Origin of the sequence: Naasia sp. SYSU D00948, assembly GCF_017916515.1 — a bacterium.
Classification (GTDB): Bacteria; Actinomycetota; Actinomycetes; order Actinomycetales; family Microbacteriaceae; genus Naasia.
Window position 1 is genome coordinate 231,564 of record NZ_JAFMTA010000001.1, and the last position, 16,282, is coordinate 247,845.

The following is a 16,282-nucleotide window of genomic DNA, read 5'->3' on the forward strand; positions in this document are numbered from 1 at the left end:
AGCGGTACCTCGGTGACCGAGGCGCTATCCCGGCGGTTCCGCGCGGCCAGCCCGCCTCGGCCTCCGTGTCGGATCGACCCAGGGCGGCGGGATCAGATACGGAATCCCCTCTCGGAACTCGATCGTCCAGCCGTCGTTGTCGATTCTCCGATGGTGGAACGGGCAGAGGAGGACTCCGTTGCTCAGATCCGTCCGGCCGTGCGGCTGCCCGTCGCCCTGGTGCCAGCCCGCGAGGTGCGCGGCCTCGCACCTCGCCGGAGGCTGATCGCAGCCGGGCCAGACGCAGCCGCCGTCGCGCCAGGCCATGGCGTACCGCTGGGACTCGCTGAACAGGCGGCGCCCCTCGCCGAAGTCGAGGATCTGCGAGTCGCCCCCGAGCACGACCGGGAGGATGCGCGCGGCGCAGGCGATGCGGCGGGCGGTCTTCGCCGAGATCTTCTCGTCGGTGCCGTAGATGGTCGCAGCGCCGACGCCCGAGACGAGGGACTCGTAGCTGATGCCGACGAGCAGGGTCGCCGCAGTCCCGGACAGGTCGCCGGGGTCGTGCTTGAGGCTCTCGCGTGCCATCGACACCAGCGCGTCGAGCCGCTTCTGCGACGCCGTCCGGCGGTCGATCGTCGCCTCATCCATCGCCGGCTCCTCCGGGTCGGTGAACCGGACCTCCCGTCGAGGAGCGGTGCGAGCGTCCAGCGCCGCCACCAGCCAGCCGGCGCTCTCCGGATCAGCGTCGACCACGAGACGGGTGAGACCATCGCGGCGCTTGACGACCTTGAGCCCGGCGCGGGCACGCAACTCCTCCTCGCGGAGCTCGACGGCATCGTCGTCCGCCCTTGCGATCACCGCCCGGCACGCCTGGCCGAGCCGGGCGGTCCCGTTCTCGAGCGTCTCGTTCACGAGGAACGCCTCCCAGGCCTGCACCTTCTCGGGAAGCGCTCTCGGTGCGACCTGGGTGATGGTCTCCACGATCATGCGCGCCGCGTCACTGCAGATCGCGCCGGTGTCGAGCGCTGCCGCAACAGACTCGTGCAGAGAGGGGAGAGGGTCTCCCGTGAGCGACCGCCGCACCGCGAGAGCCCGGCCGACCTTGCACCACTCAGCCGCGCGACTGACCGACACGTGCGCCGCAGCGACCGCGAGCGGGGCAGAACGGGCACCCAGCCGCTTCGCGAGAGGCTCCGCGCTGTCCCGCTCCGACCGCTGTGCGAGCACGCCGGCGAGTCGGCTGCCGACGGCGTCCGCGAGATTGACCAGGGCGCCCAGCCGCTCCAGGCAGTCGATGAGCGCACGATCGGTCAGCCCGTCGGCGACCTCCGCCAGGGACGCCTCCTCACCCGCCCACGCCGCCTCCCGCACCAGCTCGGCGAGCGCTGCCGCCTGCTGCGCGAGGGTGTCGGTGGGCCTTTCCACGCGACCGATTCTTCACGCCACCACCGACAGTCCGGCACGTCCCGGCGCCGTTTTCCACAGCACCCTCAGCCATTGGTTGAAGCAAGTCGGAGCGATACGGACGCTGCGACGCCGACCTCCACCGACGCGGTGCCCGTCAGTCCGAGCCGACCGCGAGCGGCCCCCGGATCACCTTGTCGCGGGCCGCCTGCGCGACCGGACGGACCGTCACGGAGTCGAGGTTGACGTGCCCCGGCAGCCCGACCGCGAAGGCGATCACCTCCGCGACGTCCTCCGCCGTCAGGGGGTCCTCGACCCCCTGGTAGACCCTGTCGGCGCGCTCCTGGTCTCCGCCGAAGCGGCGCAGCGAGAACTCCTCGGTCTTCACCATCCCCGGCGCGATCTCGATGACGCGCAGCGGCTCCCCCGCCAGCTCGAGTCGCAGCACGCGCGAGACCGCCGCCTCCGCCGCCTTCGCGGCGTTGTAGCCGGCGCCGCCCTCGTACACCTCTGCAGCCGCGACCGACGTGATGTTGACGATGTCGGCGTTGCCGGCCTCCGCCGCGGTCGCCCGCAGGAGCGGCAGCAGAGCGGTGGTGATGCGCTGGACGGCGAGGACGTTGGCCTCGTACATCCACAGCCAGTCCTCGGGCCGGCCGTCCTCGATCCGGTCCAGGCCGCGGGCGCCGCCCGCGTTGTTGACGAGCACGTCCAGGCGGCCGAGTCGCGCGAGGTGCTCCCGCAGCGCGGCGACGTCCTCGTCCCGGGTCAGGTCGGCGGCGAACACGTCCGCCCCGGTCTCCGCCGCAAGCCGGTCTAGGCGCTCGGCGCGGCGCGCGACGCCGGTGACCTCCCAGCCCCGCTCCCGCAGCAGCGCGACGGTCGCCCATCCGATCCCCGTGCTCGCCCCCGTGACGACCGCTCGCCTGCCCGACACCTCGGCTCCCTCCGCGCGGGGCCTGCGCCCGCCCTGTCAACGCTAGCGGCGAGCGGAATCGCGGGCCGTAGGCTGACGACGTGACGACGGCGGGCGCGCGGGAGACCACGGCGCCGAAGGTGCGCGTCCCGCTCTGGGACAACGCGCGGTTCATCGCCATCTACCTCGTCGTGGCGGGGCACGCGATCCAGCGACTGACCGGGGACCTGGAGCCCGCCTTCGCGGTGTACCTCGCGATCTACTCGTTCCACATCCCGCTCTTCGTGCTGGTCAGCGGCCACTTCTCGAAGCCCCGCCTCGAAGCGCGGGATCTGCGGCGCATCCTCACCGACCTCGTCGCGCCCTACCTGGTGTTCGAGACGATCTGGACTGTCATCCAGTGGCTGGTCGAGGGCCAGACGCACTGGGACTACGCGAACGCGTCCTGGACGCTGTGGTTCCTGCTCGCCCTCATCTGGTGGAGGCTGCTCCTCCCCCTGTTCGCGATGCTGCGCGCGCCGCTGCTGTGGGCGACCGCGCTGGCCCTTGCCGCCGGGTGCACCGAGCAGATCGACAGTACCCTCGCCCTGTCCCGGACCTTTGCCCTGCTGCCCTTCTTCGTCCTCGGCTGGGAGCTGCGCCGGCACGAGGCGGGGCGGCGCTGGAGCGAGGCGCCGGCCCGCACCGTCCACGCCGTGCGCGCGGTCGCCGGGGCTCTCGTCGTCGTCGCGGCGATGGCGCTCGTCGTGGGGCTGCCGCTGTGGCGCGAGCTCCGGCTGAAGGAGTTCTTCTTCGCCAACGAGGCGTGCTCGACCTTCGGCTACGACCTCCTGGGGGGCTCGGCGATGCGCCTCGCGATGCTCGTCCTCTCCGCGGTCCTCTGCCTCGCAGTGCTCGCGCTCCTCCCGCGCCGGCAGACGTGGTTCACGGGCCTCGGCGCCGGCACCCTCTACGTGTACCTGTTCCACACCTTCGCGCTGTACCCGCTCCGCGAGACCGGGATCCTGGCCGACAATGCGACTCTTCCGGTCCTCCTCCTGATGCTCGCCCTCGCGGCGGTCATCACCGTGGTGCTCTCCTCCGCGCCTGCCCGGCGCCTCCTCCGCCCCCTCGTCGAGCCGCCGATCGGACGCCTGCTGGTGCTTGAGGACAAGCACCAGCGCTGAGGTCGAACTGCTGATCAGCGCGGGAACCGCCGAGCCGTGATAGTTACGCCGGATTGCGGACGCATTGGGGGCGCCCCCGGCCGCTCCCTAGGCTCGCTCGCATGACCGACACCCCCTGGAAGTTCGAGACCCAGCAGATCCACGCCGGCGCGGCACCCGACCCCGTGACCAAGGCCCGTGCGACCCCGATCTACAAGACGACCTCGTACGTCTTCGACAGCGCCGACCACGCGAAGAACCTGTTCGCGCTCGCCGAGTTCGGCAACATCTACAACCGCATCCAGAACCCGACCCAGGCGGTCGTCGAGGAGCGGATCGCGACGCTGGAGGGCGGGTCCGCAGCGCTGCTGCTCGCCTCCGGCCAGGCGGCCGAGTCCTACGCGGTGCTCAACATCGCCCAGGCGGGCGACCACATCGTGTCCTCGAGCTCGATCTACGGCGGCACGTACAACCTCTTCAAGTACACGCTCGGCAAGCTCGGCATCGAGGTCACCTTCGTCGAGGACCAGGACGACCCCGAGGAGTGGCGCCGCGCGGTCCGCCCGAACACGAAGCTGTTCTTCGGCGAGACCATCGGCAACCCGAAGATCAACATCCTCGACATCCGCCTCGTCGCCGACGTCGCGCACGAGGCCGGCGTCCCGCTGATCGTGGACAACACGATCGCGACGCCGTATCTCATCCGCCCGCTCGAGCACGGCGCCGACATCGTCGTGCACTCGGCGACGAAGTTCCTCGGCGGCCACGGCGTCGTCATCGGCGGCGTGATTGTCGACGGCGGCAAGTTCGAGTGGTCGAAGCACGCGGAGCGGTTCCCGGGGCTGTCGACGCCGGACCCGTCGTACCACGGCGCGGTCTACACCCAGGCCGTCGGCGACGCGATCGCGTACATCATCAAGGCGCGCGTGCAGCTGCTCCGCGACCTCGGCGCCGCGATCTCGCCCGACTCGGCCTTCCACCTCATCCAGGGCATCGAGACCCTCTCGCTGCGGATCGAGCGCCACAACCAGAACGCGCAGGAGATCGCGGAGTGGCTCGAGAACCACCCCGACGTCGCGAGCGTGAACTACGCCGGCCTGCCGTCGAGCCCCTGGTACGCGGCGGCGAACAAGTACGCCCCGAAGGGCGTCGGAGCCGTGGTCTCGTTCGAGCTCAAGGGCGGAGTCGACGCCGGGCGCCGGTTCGTGGAGAGCCTCACCCTCTTCAGCCACCTCGCCAACATCGGCGACGTGCGCTCGCTCGTCATCCACCCGGCCTCCACCACGCACTCCCAGCTCACGCCCGAGCAGCAACTCACGAGCGGCGTGACCCCGGGCCTCGTGCGCCTCTCCGTGGGCCTCGAGCACATCGACGACCTGAAGGCGGACCTCGAGGCGGGCCTGGCTGCCGCTCGCGCCCTCTCGTCCGTCGAGGCGTAACACGGATCGGGACCGCCCGGTCCCGCTGCCGCTCCCCGAGGGGGGTCGGTGGCGGGGCCGGGCGGTTCCGCCGTTCTCCGGCGGTCGCCACAGTCGCGCCGTTCAACCGCCCGCGCCGGCTCTGCGCCGATCAGGACTTCGCCGCCCGGCCCCGGCGTGTCGTCCTGAACCGCGCCGGAAACGCGCCGTCCATCCTGAACAGCGTGGAATTTCCTGATTCGCGCAGGAGGCACGGAGGGCGTAACAGAAGGCGGGACGGCCCCGCCGCTCGGTCATACTGATCGCGGCATGGACTGGCAGACCCCCGAGGACGCGGTTCCCTCCTCCTTCGTGACGGAGGCGGACCAGCGCGCCGTGCTCGGCAAGCCGCCCTCCACCGGGGCGTGGCGGGAGGGCGACCCCCCAGCCTGGCGGCGGTTCCAGCCGATCGGCACCGTTCCGCTCGAGAGCGGTGCGTCGATCCCCGGCGTCCGAATCGCCTACGAGACCTTCGGCGAGCTCTCCCCCGCCCGCGACAACGCCGTGCTCGTCCTGCACGCCCTCACCGGGGACGCGCACGTCACCGGCCCTCCGGGACCGGGCCAGCCCACCGGAGGCTGGTGGTCGGGGATCGTCGGGCCCGGACTCGCGATCGACACCGACCGCTGGTTCGTGGTCGCCCCCAACATGCTGGGCGGCTGCCAGGGCTCCACCGGGCCGGCGTCCCTCGCCCCGGATCTCCGCGAGTGGGGTCCCCGATTCCCGCACCTGACCATCCGGGACCAGGTCGAGGCGCAGCGCCTCTTCACGGACGCGCTCGGCATCGAGCGGTGGGCGGCCATCCTGGGCGGCTCCATGGCGGGCATGCAGGCGCTCGAGTGGGGCCTGCTTTACCCGGAGCGTGTCGAGCGCCTCGCGGTGCTCGCGGCGCCCGCGGCGTGCAGCGCCGACCAGATCGCCCTCAATTCCGTCCAGCTCGAGGCGATCCGGATGGATCCCCGCTTCCGCGGCGGCTGGTACTACTCGGCGGCGGACGGGAACGGGCCGCACCAGGGACTCGCCCTCGCCCGCCGGATGGCGCTGCTCAACTACCGCAGCCCCGGCGAGCTCAACGCCCGGTTCTCACGCTCGTGGCAGAGCACGCTCGATCCACTCGGGTCGGGGGGACGCTTCGCCGTCGAGTCCTACCTCGACTTCCACGGCAACAAGTTCACGCGCCGGTTCGACGCGAACAGCTACATCCGCCTCGTCCAGGCCATGAGCTCCCACGACCTCGGGCGCGGCCGCGGGGGTGTCACAGCGGCGCTGTCCCGGCTGGAGACGCCGATGCTCGTGCTCGGCATCGACACCGACCGCCTGTTCCCCGTGCAGGACCAGGAGCTGATCGCCCGCCATGCGCCCGGAGCGGTCGACGGCGAGCCCGTCGTCATCTCCTCCGAGTACGGCCACGACGGGTTCCTGATCGAGAACGAGCTCGTCGGACGGGAGCTCGAGCGACTCCTGGTGCGCGTCAGAAGTTGATGTAGTGGCGCTCGTTGAGAGGGTCCGCGCGCTCCGCCTTGATCTCCTTGGCCGTGCCGAGCAGCGCGGCTGCCCCGAGCAGACCGACGAGTGAGACGCCGATGAGCACCACATTGCCCACGACGCTCTCCGAAAGCGGCGCAGCCCCGGCGTGGACACCGAGCGCGGCGAGAGCAGCCATGCGATCTTCCCCCTGATGCGCCCTTCCCTGGGCGCTCCTCACACGATAGGTCCGGGGCCTGCCGGCGACCCTGCCGCTCCGACTCCCCAATCCGGGGGAGAGGCAAGACGGGGGTGCCGGGCGGGGGCGCCGCCCCTAGACTTCGAGTCGAGGTAAAACCATGCCTGTATCCACTCCGCCGCGACGCCCTCCGCGTCTGCGAGTAGCCATCGTCGACGACCACCGGCTGGTCCTCGACGGGCTGGAGGCGCGGCTCGGGGCGCCTCGGACGGGGCTCCAGGTGGTCGCCGCGGTCCCCTCGTGGGGCGCGCTGGTCTCGCATCCGGAGTTCCCGGTGGACGTCGTGATCCTCGACCTCAACCTCGAGGACAACATCCCGGTCTCCACCAAACTCCGCGTGCTGAACGCCGCAGGCAGCAAGACGGTCGTCATCTCCCGGCACGCCGACTCGGGTTCCATCTACGGCGCCATCCAAGCCGGAGCCGCGGCCTTCGTCGGCAAGACCGAGTCGGCCGACGCCCTCATCGCGACCGTGCACGCCGCCGCGGACGGGCGCGCGGAGCCGAGCGACGCCGTGCGCAAGGCCCTCGACGACTTCGAGAGCACCGTGGAGCCGAACCTCGGCCGGCAGGAGCAGCGGGCCCTCGTGCTCTACGCGTCCGGGCGCTCGATCAAGGAGGTCGCCTCCGACATGAGCACCACCGAGGAGACGATCAAGTCCTACATCAAGCGCGGACGCCGCAAGTACCGCGCCATCGGCGTCGACCTGGGCACGAAGGTGCTCCTGCGCCGCCACGCGATCCGCGAGGGCTGGATCACTCCGGAGTAGGTCCTCCGGTATCCCCCGGCGTACCACGGGGGACACGCTCGGGCGTGGCGACCCGGCATCCGGGCCGCGTCCTGCCACCATTGCCGCACGGGCCGCCCGAGGCCCGTCATCGGAGTCCCGCACCCGAGCGGGCCCGGATCCGTATGGACCCCCGCCCTCTCGTCTGCAGGAACCCATGGAACGAATCGTCCGCGAGCGCGACCGCCTCGTGCAGAGCAGCGCCCGCATGGTCGGCATGGCCGGCGCCGTCGTCGCGCTCCTGTGCCTCGCGGTCCCGGGCGCCGTCGCGCCGGGAACACTCGTGCTGCTCGTCCCGCTGTTCGCCGTCCTGGGCGTCGCGCTCGACCGGCTCGGCCGCTCGCGCTCTCTGCTCTGGCCCCCGCTCGCCGTCGCCGCCGGAACGCTGATCCTGCTCGTCCTCCACCTCGCCGACATCGGCGCGCTGGAGCCGCTGACCGGCGTCCCCGCGTCGCCGACGGGCCTCAGCACCGCCGCGGACACCGCGATCCGGATCCTCGTCGGCTGGGCGGTCGCCAGCGTCGCGGTCGTGCTGACCACGTCGCTCGGCCGGATGATCGTGATGGGCGTGAGCTTCACCGTCCTGCTCGTCGCCACGGTGATCACGGTCGGGGCGCTGCCGACGCTGATCTTCGACGTCGCCGTGCTCGTCGCCGGCTGGGCGATCGCGGTCGTGATCGGCTCGCTGCTCAACGCCGGCGTGGTGCGTGCCGCCCGCCGGATCTCGAACATCGGCCGCGCCCACCGTGCCGAGCGGCAGGCGAGCGAGCGCGAGGCGCAGCGCCGGCAGAGCGCGCGCCTCCTCCACGACACCGTGCTCGCGACGCTGACCCTGCTCGCCCACTCGGGCGTCGGCGTGTCCGCGAACGCGCTCATCCACCAGGCCGGCGACGACGCGCGCCTGCTGCGCCAGCTGCGTCTCGGATCCACGCCGACGCCGTCCTCGAGCGGCGGCTACGCCCTCCAGCCGACGTCGGAGTCGGCGCTCGGCAACACGCTCGAGAACGTCAAGCAGCGCTTCGGCCGGATGGGGCTCACCGTCAGCTGGCACGGCACGGGACAGGTGCTGCTGCCGAGCGACGTGCTCGACGCGTTCCTCGGCTCGCTCGCCGAGTGCCTGGAGAACGTGCGCCGGCACGCCGGGGTCACCGAGGCGCACGTCACGATCACCGACGACGACACGACGATCCGGGCGCTCGTCACCGACAGCGGCGTCGGCTTCGACGTCTCGGCGATCGGTGCGGGGCGCCTCGGCTTCAAGGAATCCGTGCTGGCCCGCCTGCGCGAGGTCGGCGGCAATGCCCGAGTGTTCTCGGCGCCCGGCTCGGGCACCACCGTCGTCCTGGAGGTTCCGCGACCGTGACGATCAGCGACCTCGTCCCCTCCGGCATCGAGGAGAACACCCTCGGCGCTCCCCCTCAGCAGCAGCGCAAGCGGCCCGCCCTGCGCCTGCCGAGCTTCGCCAGCTCGCGGATCATCGACGAGAACGCGGGCAGCCTGGGCACCGGCTTCCTCGGCGTCGGCGCCACGGCGGTGTGCGTCATCATCTCGCTCTACGACCTCGCGCGGTTCACCTACCACTGGGGCAACTACCCGCTGCCCGGCTTCGCGGCGATGGCCTGGCTGCTCTATGCATCGCTGCTGGTCGCGGTCGGCATCGTGATCCGCCGCAACGACGACCGCCTGCCGGACCGCGAGTTCTACGCGTTCCTCGGCGGGCTCGGAGTCGTCGTGGTGCTCGACCTCATCGCGGGCTGGGACCGCGGGGACGTGCCCGACAACACCACGGCCGGGATCGCCGCCGGCGTCGGCCTGCTCGCGGTCGCCGGCGTGCGGCCGACGCGGCAGATCCTCGCCGCCACGCTCGCGATCGGCGTCGTCCTGCTCGCGGCGGACCTCCTCGACGGCGCCACGGCGCCCGAGCACCTCGCGGGATCCATCGCCATGCTCGCCCGCGCGGTGCTCCCGGCGGTGCTCGGCGCCCTCATCCTGCGCTCCTTCCGGCGGATGGTGACGCTGGAGCTCGACCGGGTGCTCGTGCAGAGCACGGTGTCGGCTCCGCGCTACGCCGTCGGGATGCTCGCGTCCGAGGAGCTCGCGCGCCTGGATCTCGCGGCCGAGCAGCTCCTCGAGGGCGTGGCGAGCGGGCGGACCCCGCTGCCCCTGCCGCCGAAGCTCGCCCAGACCGCGGCATCCCTCGCGACCGAGCTCCGGCTCCACCTCATCGAGGGCCGCCGCGAGACGTGGCTGTACCACGCGATCAGCGAGTCAGAGCTCCTCGGCCCGGCCGTGACCCTCAGCGACCCGTCCAGCCTCGCGGGCCTCCTCGATCCCCGGCAGCGCGACGGGCTGCTCTCGACCCTCTGGCTGCTGGTCGCCGATCGCACGCCGCGCGAGGCCGGCGCTCGGACCGCGCGCGTCACGCTGGGTCCCGTGCAGGCCGTCGACGGCGGCGCCCTGCGGCGCGTCCTGGTCCCGATCGTGATCGAGACGAGCGGCGTGGCGCGCAACAGGGTCGACCCGGCCGCATGGGACGCTATGCGCAAGGTCGGCCGGCACACCGACTCCGTTCGCGACGGCTCTCTCTGCCTCGAAATCGAGTGCATCGTCGACAGCCCGAGCGACTCATGACCCGCGTTCTGCCGAGGACGGAATCCACCGAGGAAAGCACAGGAGACCAAGTGATCGAACCCCGCCCCCCGATCCGACTCGCACTCGTCGACGACCACAAGATGCTGCTCGGCGCGCTGACGGAGTGGATCCGCAACGCCGCCAGCGACATCGAGATGGTCGCCGCTGTCGCGAGCTGGCCGGAGCTCCTCACGCACAGGGAGTTCCCGGTGGACGTGGTCCTGCTCGACCTCGACCTGAAGGACAACATCCCGGTCTCGCTCAAGCTCTCGACGCTCAAGACGACCGGCGTCAAGACGGTGATCATGAGCACCTACGCGGAGCCGAACGTGGTCCGCGAGGCGCTGGCCGCCGGCGCCCTCGGCTACCTGGTCAAGAGCGAGGACGCGTCGATGATCGTCGATGCCCTCCGTGCCGCCTACCGCGGCGAGTCCTACATCTCGGCCGAGCTCGACCTCGCCCTCAACGCGGGCGACGTGGGCGGGGCTCCGAAGCTCAGCGCTCAGGAGCGCCGCGTGATGGCGCTCTACGGCGGCGGGGAGCCGGTGAAGACCGTCGCCTACGAGCTCGGCATCTCCGAGGAGACCGCGAAGAGCTACCTCAAGCGCATCCGCGAGAAGTACCGCGTGGCGGGCTTCGACGTCGGCACCAAGGTCGCGCTGCGGCGTCGCGCCATCCAGGACGGCATCCTGCTGCAGACGGACTGACCTCCGGGCTTTCGCGGACGGGCCCCGCGCGCATCCGCGCGCGGGGCCCTTGCGCGCGCCGCCCCGGCACGGCGGGTCAGCGGGTCAGCGGCTGGCTGAACCGCAGCATGTTGCCCGCCGGATCGCGGAACGCACAGTCGCGGACGCCGTAGAACTGGTCCATCGGCTCCTGCAGAACCTCGCCCCCCGCCGCGCGGATGCGCTCGAACGTGGCGTCGCAGTCCTCGGTGGAGAAGTTGACGCCGCGGAGCAGCCCCTTCGCGAGCAGCTCGGCCGCCGCCTGGCGGTCGGCGGGCGAGGCGCTCGGGTCCGCCACGGGAGGCTCGAGGACGATCTCCACGTCGGGCTGGGACGGCGACCCGACGGTCACCCAGCGCATCCCCTCGTACCGGACGTCGTTGCGCACCTCGAGGCCGACGGCGTCCCGGTAGAAGGCGAGCGCGCGATCGTGGTCGTCGACCGCGAGGAAGCACTGTGCGAGTTTGAGGCCCATACGCCTCACGCTACGTGCGGCGTGCTCGCTCCGCTTCTCCGTTCCTGACCGGTCGCGTCCGCACCCGGGCGACGCAGGCGGGGATGGCCGCGGCCTCCTCGTGGCTGCGGGCGCGGTAGGAGCTGGGGCTCTCGCCTACCAGCTCCGTGAACCGCGAGCTGAAGGAGCCGAGGGACGTGCAGCCGACCGCGAAGCAGACCTCGGTCACGCTCAGGTCCCCCCGCCGCAGCAGCGCCTTGGCCCGCTCGATCCGCCGGGTCATGAGGTAGCCGTACGGCGTCTCGCCGAAGGCCGCCCGGAAGCTGCGGGAGAAGTGGCCGGACGACATGAGCGCGACCCGCGCGAGCGCCGGCACGTCGAGCGGCGTCGCATAGTCGCGATCCATCAGGTCGCGCGCCCGCCGCAGCCGGACGAGGTCCTCCAGCTTCACGCCACCACACTCCCACGCCGGCCCTGCCGGCGCGAGGGGGACGGGTCAGGCGAGGTCCGCGACGAGCTCCCGGTCGACACGCTGCTGGGCGAGCTCGGCGTCCAGCCGGCGGTCGGCACGCCGCTCGAGCGCGAAGCTCGCGAGGGCGAGGACGAGGCCGATCGACGCCATGACCACGCCGACCGCGATGGGCGCCCGGTAGCCGAGGCCCGCCGCGACGGTCGCGCCGCCGATCGCGGCGCCGAGGGCGTTCGCCACGTTGAGCGCCGAGTGGTTGAGGGCGGCCGCGATCGTCTGGCTCTCGCCCGCGACGTCGAGCAGGCGGACCTGGAGCGCCATCGCGCCGAGCCCGGTGGCGGCGCCGAGCCCCCACGACAGGACGAACAGCCCGACGGTCGTGCCGGCGAGGAGGTACAGCCCGAATGTCGACACGATGATGGCGACGAAGCCGATGATCAGGGCACGACGGGCTCCGCGGTCGGCCAGCCAGCCACCCGTGAAGTTGCCGATCGTCATCCCGATGCCGTAGACGACGAGGAGGAGGGGGACCGTGCTGAGCTCCAGGCCCGCCACCTCGGTCGCGATGGGCGAGACGTAGGAGTAGACGGCGAACAGGGCGCCGAAGCCGATCGCGCCGACCCCGATCGTGAGCCACACCTGAGGCTGACGGAACGCCCTGAGCTCGCCCCGGACGCTGGCGCCCTCCGGCTTCTCCTGCTTCGGCAGGAAGAAGAGGATCGCGGCGAAGGTCGCGAGGAAGACCGCCGTGACGGCGACGTAGGCGACGCGCCAGCCGGCCTCCTGGCCGAGCCAGGTGATCGCGGGGACCCCCACGACGTTCGCGATCGTGAGGCCGCCGAGGACGAAGGCCGCACCGAGGCCGCGCCTCCCCGGGCCGAGGAGCGACGCCGCGACGAGGGATGCGACACCGAAGTACGCCCCGTGCGGAAGGGCCGCGACGAAGCGCGCGACGAGCACGAGTCCGAACGAGGGCAGGACGGCGGACGCGAGGGTCGCGATCGCGAACACGGCCGCGAGGATGAGCAGCAGGCCCTTGCGGGGAACCCGCGCCGACAGGGCGGCGATGGTGGGAGCGCCGACCACGACACCGGCGGCGTAGGCCGCGATGAGGGCACCGGCCTGGCCGTTCGCCTCCTCCTGCGACTGCGCCCAGACGCCGGGGAGGAGGTCGCGGGCGAGGTCCGGCAGCAGGCCCATGGCCACGAACTCGGTGCAGCCGATGCCGAAGCCGCCGAGCGCGAGGGCCAGGAGGGCGAGGCGGACTCGCGCAGGGGTGAGGTTGGGCACGGACGCTCCTTGTCGGACGAGAAAGGTGGCGCCGTCGCCGAATTCCCAGGGTACGTGGTTCGGCAACCCCGGCTCCGGACCGGGTATTCCCTCACCGGCGGGAGAGGATCGCGATCGACTCCTGCACCAGCGTGTCGAGGACAGCCGGGTCCACCCGGTCCCCGGGCCGGAAGCGCAGATACCGCACGCGCTTCGAGCCGGTCGCTCCGGGCTCCAGCCGTCCCTCCGGGTCGCTGAGGAGCACGCCGGCCTCCAGAGCGACGTCGACGCGGTCGTTCCCGGGGAACACCCCGCAGAGGTAGCCCGCGACCGGATGCCGGAAGTTCACGGAGTGCCATCCCGGGGCCACCTTCACGATGGCCTCCGGCACCGACTCCCGGAGCGCGGCGATGACGGCCGCGGCCAGCCGCCGGACCTCCTCGGGATGCCCGGACAGAAGCTCCTCGATGTCGTCCTCGACCATGCGGGGACGCTACCGCCAGGCACCGACAGCGCGAGAGCCTCTCGCGGAAGGCTCAGGGGTTGATCGCGAGGAAGATGAAGGCCGCGAGGATGGCGAGGTGCACGACGCCCTGGAGGCGGGTCGCGCGCCCGGGCGCCACCGTCAGCACGCCCACGATGAACGTGAGCACGAGCAGCACGATCTGGGTGGAGCCGAGCCCGAGGACGAGCGGACCGGGCAACCAGATGGATGCGACCGCGATGACGGGGATGGTGAGACCGATGCTCGCGAGCGCGGACCCGTAGGCGAGGTTGAGGCTCGTCTGCATCCGCTCCCGCAGAGCGGCGCGAGCGGCGGCGAGGCCCTCGGGCAGCAGCACCAGCAGCGCGATCACGACGCCGACGAACGAGTTCGGGATGCCGGCCGCCGCGACACCGGCCTCGATGGCCGGTGACACGGTCTTCGCAAGGCCCACGACCGCGACGAGCGAGATCGCGAGGAGCACGAAGCTGATCGCGGTGTCCCGGTTCGAGGGCAGCTCCGCGTGCTCGTCGTCGTCGATGGTCGCACCGGACGCCGTGACCGGGAGGAAGAAGTCGCGGTGACGCCGCGTCTGGGTGCTGACGAAGGCGCCGTAGAGCACCAGCGAGCACACCGCGGCGAACGCGAGCTGCGGCGCCGAGAACTGGGGGCCGGAGGCGCTCGTCGTGAAGGTGGGGAGGACGAGGGTCAGGGTCGAGAGCGCCGCGACCACCCCGAGGGCGGCGCCGGAGCCCTCGCTGTTGAACCGCGGCAGGCCGTGCTTCACGGCGCCGAGCAGGATCGCCAGTCCCGCGATGCCGTTGCAGGTGATCATGACCGCCGCGAACACCGTGTCGCGCGCCAGCGCCTCGGTGCCCGGTCCCCCGGTCAGCATGAGGGTCAGGATGAGTCCGACCTCGATGACGGTGACCGCCACCGCCAGCACGAGCGACCCGAAGGGCTCGCCCACCCGGTGGGCGACGACCTCGGCGTGGTGCACCGCGGCGAGCACCGACGCGACCAGCACCAGGGCGACCACGGCGACGAGGAGGGCGCCGAGCTCCTTCACGTTCCAGATGAGCGCCAGGATGATCGCCGCGACCACGGGCGAGGCGAGCGGGAACCAGCGGAGGGCGCCCGCTCTCATCCGCGTCCTTCCGAGCCGCCGCGGCCGTTCCGAGCTCGGTCCCGCCCGCACCGCCGGGCGGGAGGATGCGGGTGAGCGCTCAGGAGGACCCGTCCTGCTGCCGCTGGAGCGCCGCCTCGAGCCGCTCCACCTTCCCGGTCAGCTCTCCGGTCCGGCCGGGGCGGATGTCCGCCTTGAGCACCAGGGAGATCCGGCTCCCGTACTGGCCGACGGCCTCGGTGGCGCGCTTGATCACGTCGAACACCTCGTCCCAGTCGCCCTCGATGGTGGTGAACATGGCGTCCGTCCGGTTGGGCAGGCCGGAGTCGCGGACGACCTTCACGGCCGCCGCCACGGCGTCGTGGAGCGAGCCGTCGGGCCCCTCTCCTCCGCTCGGAGCCAGCGAGAATGCGACGAGCATCATGCCTCCTCGATCAGGGACGGGACCCGGTCTACCGCGTCCCGCCGCGAGTTCGCGGGGAGTCGCCAGAGCCGCGCGACGGCGATGCCGAGGAGCACGGCGGATCCGGCGTTCCGCAGGGTCAGCAGAGTGGCCGCCACGGCGTCCGCCGCGACCAGCTCCGTGTAGGTCCAGGGGTAGACGACCTGGGTGAGCGCCGCGATGCCGAGCGCGAGCACCGCGGGCAGCCGGGCGTCGCGTCGACCCGCGCACAGGGCGAGCAGCACCGGGGCCGCAAGCCACGCGACGAACTGCGGGGACCCGACCTTGTTGAAGACGATGAGCGCGAGGACGAGGGCGAGGGCGAGCGGCGGCAGGAGGTCCTCGGCCGGGATCCGGTGGGACAGGGCCCGGAGGGCGAGCAGCAGCAGCGCGGTGACCGCGAGGATCAGCAGGGGGGTCATGACGGCCGACGCCGTCGCCGTCCCGGTGCCGAACACCTGGTACGTGAGGATCTCGCGGTCGTAGTAGATGCGCGAGCTGCCGAGCCCGAGGACCGCCTGCCACAGCCAGTACGCGCTCACGGGAGCCTCGACCTGCAGCCCGCGCGTGCCCTGGGTCGCGACGAAGCCGAGGACGTTGGCCCCGCCGCCGAGCAGGAGGGCTCCGCCGAGGATCCCGATGCTGATCAGGGCGGTGCCGAGGACGAGCTCGGCGCGGCGCCGCACGGCGAGGACACCGGCGGCGAACAGCGCGGCCGGCCACACCTTGATCCAGGCGCCGAGCCCGAGCAGCACCCCGGCGAGCACGGGACGCGAGGAGAGCCAGAGCAGGCCGAGGATCGCGAGCGGCGCGGTGACGGAGTCGAGCCGGGCGAGCGCGACGGGCCCGAGCGCGGCGAGGAACGCGACCCACCACCAGGCGGCTGAGAGCCGCCGCCGGAGCAGCACGGCGAACGCCGCGGCGTCGAGAGCGGTGACGAGGAGCAGCCAGACCACGCCGTAGGCCTCGGAGCCCAGGAGGTAGGCGAGGCCCATCGGCAGCAGCGCGCCCACCGGGTACACCCAGCCGGTGTCGATGCCGACGAGCACGTCGTTCTCGGCCGCGTAGTCCATCCAGAACCGGTACACCTGGACGACGTCGCCGAACGGCAGATGGACCTGGTCGAGCAGGTTGATGAGCGCGAGGACCGCGTGGACGAGAGCGAAGGCCGCCCAGGCGCCTACCGGCCCTGTAACAATTCGACGTGCCGCTCTCCCGCGGACCGGGGCTTCGGTCATGCTGGGTCCCGGCGCGGCGGCATCACAGCA

At 72.1% G+C, this 16,282-nt stretch carries 17 protein-coding genes; 7 read left to right on the plus strand and 10 right to left on the minus strand.

All coding sequences use genetic code 11. The features are described from left to right. Positions 1–24 precede the first annotated feature (24 nt). Positions 25–1,407 (minus strand): HNH endonuclease signature motif containing protein, encoded by a 1,383-nt coding sequence (locus J3P30_RS01115; RefSeq protein ID WP_210479120.1) that lies wholly within the window; start codon positions 1,405–1,407, stop codon positions 25–27. Between the two features lie 136 nt (positions 1,408–1,543). Next, entirely contained in the window at positions 1,544–2,323 is a 780-nt protein-coding gene (locus J3P30_RS01120; protein ID WP_210479121.1) for an SDR family oxidoreductase, read from the minus strand. Between the two features lie 80 nt (positions 2,324–2,403). Between J3P30_RS01120 and J3P30_RS01125 the strand changes: the two genes are divergently transcribed. The 3 genes from J3P30_RS01125 to J3P30_RS01135 all read left to right on the plus strand — a co-directional run bounded on the left by J3P30_RS01125 (position 2,404) and on the right by J3P30_RS01135 (position 6,386). After that, positions 2,404–3,468 (plus strand): acyltransferase family protein, encoded by a 1,065-nt coding sequence (locus tag J3P30_RS01125; RefSeq protein WP_210479122.1) that lies wholly within the window; start codon positions 2,404–2,406, stop codon positions 3,466–3,468. Positions 3,469–3,569: 101 nt separating this feature from the next. Then, positions 3,570–4,886 carry a bifunctional o-acetylhomoserine/o-acetylserine sulfhydrylase gene (locus J3P30_RS01130; protein ID WP_210479123.1) on the plus strand — a complete coding sequence of 439 codons (1,317 nt, stop codon included), beginning with the start codon at positions 3,570–3,572 and terminating at the stop codon, positions 4,884–4,886. Between the two features lie 288 nt (positions 4,887–5,174). Beyond that, a complete protein-coding gene (locus J3P30_RS01135) occupies positions 5,175–6,386 on the plus strand; it encodes a homoserine O-acetyltransferase (protein WP_210479126.1) in 1,212 nt (403 codons plus the stop codon). On the opposite strand, the gene J3P30_RS01140 is transcribed toward J3P30_RS01135, so the two are convergent. Beyond that, positions 6,376–6,567 carry a hypothetical protein gene (locus tag J3P30_RS01140; RefSeq protein WP_210479129.1) on the minus strand — a complete coding sequence of 64 codons (192 nt, stop codon included), beginning with the start codon at positions 6,565–6,567 and terminating at the stop codon, positions 6,376–6,378. The two genes, J3P30_RS01135 and J3P30_RS01140, sit on opposite strands and share 11 nt — an antisense overlap. A 160-nt stretch (positions 6,568–6,727) precedes the next feature. Between J3P30_RS01140 and J3P30_RS01145 the strand changes: the two genes are divergently transcribed. From J3P30_RS01145 to J3P30_RS01160, 4 genes are all read left to right on the plus strand, one after another. Then, positions 6,728–7,396, plus strand: coding sequence for a response regulator transcription factor (locus tag J3P30_RS01145; RefSeq protein WP_210479131.1), 669 nt, complete (start codon positions 6,728–6,730; stop codon positions 7,394–7,396). Between the two features lie 175 nt (positions 7,397–7,571). After that, positions 7,572–8,777 carry an ATP-binding protein gene (locus tag J3P30_RS01150; protein WP_210479134.1) on the plus strand — a complete coding sequence of 402 codons (1,206 nt, stop codon included), beginning with the start codon at positions 7,572–7,574 and terminating at the stop codon, positions 8,775–8,777. Next, positions 8,774–10,045 carry a hypothetical protein gene (locus tag J3P30_RS01155; RefSeq protein WP_307807347.1) on the plus strand — a complete coding sequence of 424 codons (1,272 nt, stop codon included), beginning with the start codon at positions 8,774–8,776 and terminating at the stop codon, positions 10,043–10,045. Before J3P30_RS01150 ends, J3P30_RS01155 begins: the two co-directional genes overlap by 4 nt. Positions 10,046–10,098: 53 nt before the next feature. Next, complete coding sequence (locus tag J3P30_RS01160; protein ID WP_307807534.1) at positions 10,099–10,752, plus strand: response regulator transcription factor; 654 nt, start codon at positions 10,099–10,101, stop codon at positions 10,750–10,752. 76 nt (positions 10,753–10,828) lie between these two features. On the opposite strand, the gene J3P30_RS01165 is transcribed toward J3P30_RS01160, so the two are convergent. The 7 genes from J3P30_RS01165 to J3P30_RS01195 form a co-directional block, all read right to left on the minus strand. Then, the gene (locus J3P30_RS01165) at positions 10,829–11,245 is read right to left on the minus strand and encodes a VOC family protein (RefSeq protein ID WP_210479138.1); all 417 of its coding nucleotides are present in this window, start codon (positions 11,243–11,245) and stop codon (positions 10,829–10,831) included. Positions 11,246–11,255: 10 nt separating this feature from the next. Continuing rightward, positions 11,256–11,630, minus strand: coding sequence for a helix-turn-helix transcriptional regulator (locus tag J3P30_RS01170; protein WP_210481800.1), 375 nt, complete (start codon positions 11,628–11,630; stop codon positions 11,256–11,258). 90 nt (positions 11,631–11,720) lie between these two features. Then, positions 11,721–12,983 (minus strand): MFS transporter, encoded by a 1,263-nt coding sequence (locus J3P30_RS01175; RefSeq protein ID WP_210479141.1) that lies wholly within the window; start codon positions 12,981–12,983, stop codon positions 11,721–11,723. A gap of 91 nt (positions 12,984–13,074) precedes the next feature. Then, on the minus strand, positions 13,075–13,446 hold the full coding sequence (locus tag J3P30_RS01180; protein WP_210479143.1) for a DUF1801 domain-containing protein: 372 nt from the start codon (positions 13,444–13,446) through the stop codon (positions 13,075–13,077). Positions 13,447–13,498: 52 nt separating this feature from the next. Then, on the minus strand, positions 13,499–14,593 hold the full coding sequence (locus J3P30_RS01185; protein WP_210479144.1) for a calcium:proton antiporter: 1,095 nt from the start codon (positions 14,591–14,593) through the stop codon (positions 13,499–13,501). Between the two features lie 79 nt (positions 14,594–14,672). Beyond that, complete coding sequence (locus J3P30_RS01190) at positions 14,673–14,993, minus strand: thiamine-binding protein (protein ID WP_210481801.1); 321 nt, start codon at positions 14,991–14,993, stop codon at positions 14,673–14,675. Further along, complete coding sequence (locus J3P30_RS01195) at positions 14,993–16,252, minus strand: glycosyltransferase family 87 protein (RefSeq protein WP_210479145.1); 1,260 nt, start codon at positions 16,250–16,252, stop codon at positions 14,993–14,995. Before J3P30_RS01195 ends, J3P30_RS01190 begins: the two co-directional genes overlap by 1 nt. Between the last annotated feature and the right edge of the window lie 30 nt (positions 16,253–16,282).

Coding starts and splice junctions, on each gene's coding strand:
- J3P30_RS01130 (WP_210479123.1), top strand. CDS start 3,570: ATGACCGACACCCCCTGGAAGTTCGAGACCCAGCAGATCCACGCCGGC.
- J3P30_RS01135 (WP_210479126.1), top strand. CDS start 5,175: ATGGACTGGCAGACCCCCGAGGACGCGGTTCCCTCCTCCTTCGTGACG.
- J3P30_RS01140 (WP_210479129.1), bottom strand. CDS start 6,567: ATGGCTGCTCTCGCCGCGCTCGGTGTCCACGCCGGGGCTGCGCCGCTT.
- J3P30_RS01145 (WP_210479131.1), top strand. CDS start 6,728: ATGCCTGTATCCACTCCGCCGCGACGCCCTCCGCGTCTGCGAGTAGCC.
- J3P30_RS01150 (WP_210479134.1), top strand. CDS start 7,572: ATGGAACGAATCGTCCGCGAGCGCGACCGCCTCGTGCAGAGCAGCGCC.
- J3P30_RS01165 (WP_210479138.1), bottom strand. CDS start 11,245: ATGGGCCTCAAACTCGCACAGTGCTTCCTCGCGGTCGACGACCACGAT.
- J3P30_RS01170 (WP_210481800.1), bottom strand. CDS start 11,630: ATGGATCGCGACTATGCGACGCCGCTCGACGTGCCGGCGCTCGCGCGG.
- J3P30_RS01180 (WP_210479143.1), bottom strand. CDS start 13,446: ATGGTCGAGGACGACATCGAGGAGCTTCTGTCCGGGCATCCCGAGGAG.
- J3P30_RS01185 (WP_210479144.1), bottom strand. CDS start 14,593: ATGAGAGCGGGCGCCCTCCGCTGGTTCCCGCTCGCCTCGCCCGTGGTC.
- J3P30_RS01190 (WP_210481801.1), bottom strand. CDS start 14,993: ATGCTCGTCGCATTCTCGCTGGCTCCGAGCGGAGGAGAGGGGCCCGAC.
- J3P30_RS01195 (WP_210479145.1), bottom strand. CDS start 16,252: ATGACCGAAGCCCCGGTCCGCGGGAGAGCGGCACGTCGAATTGTTACA.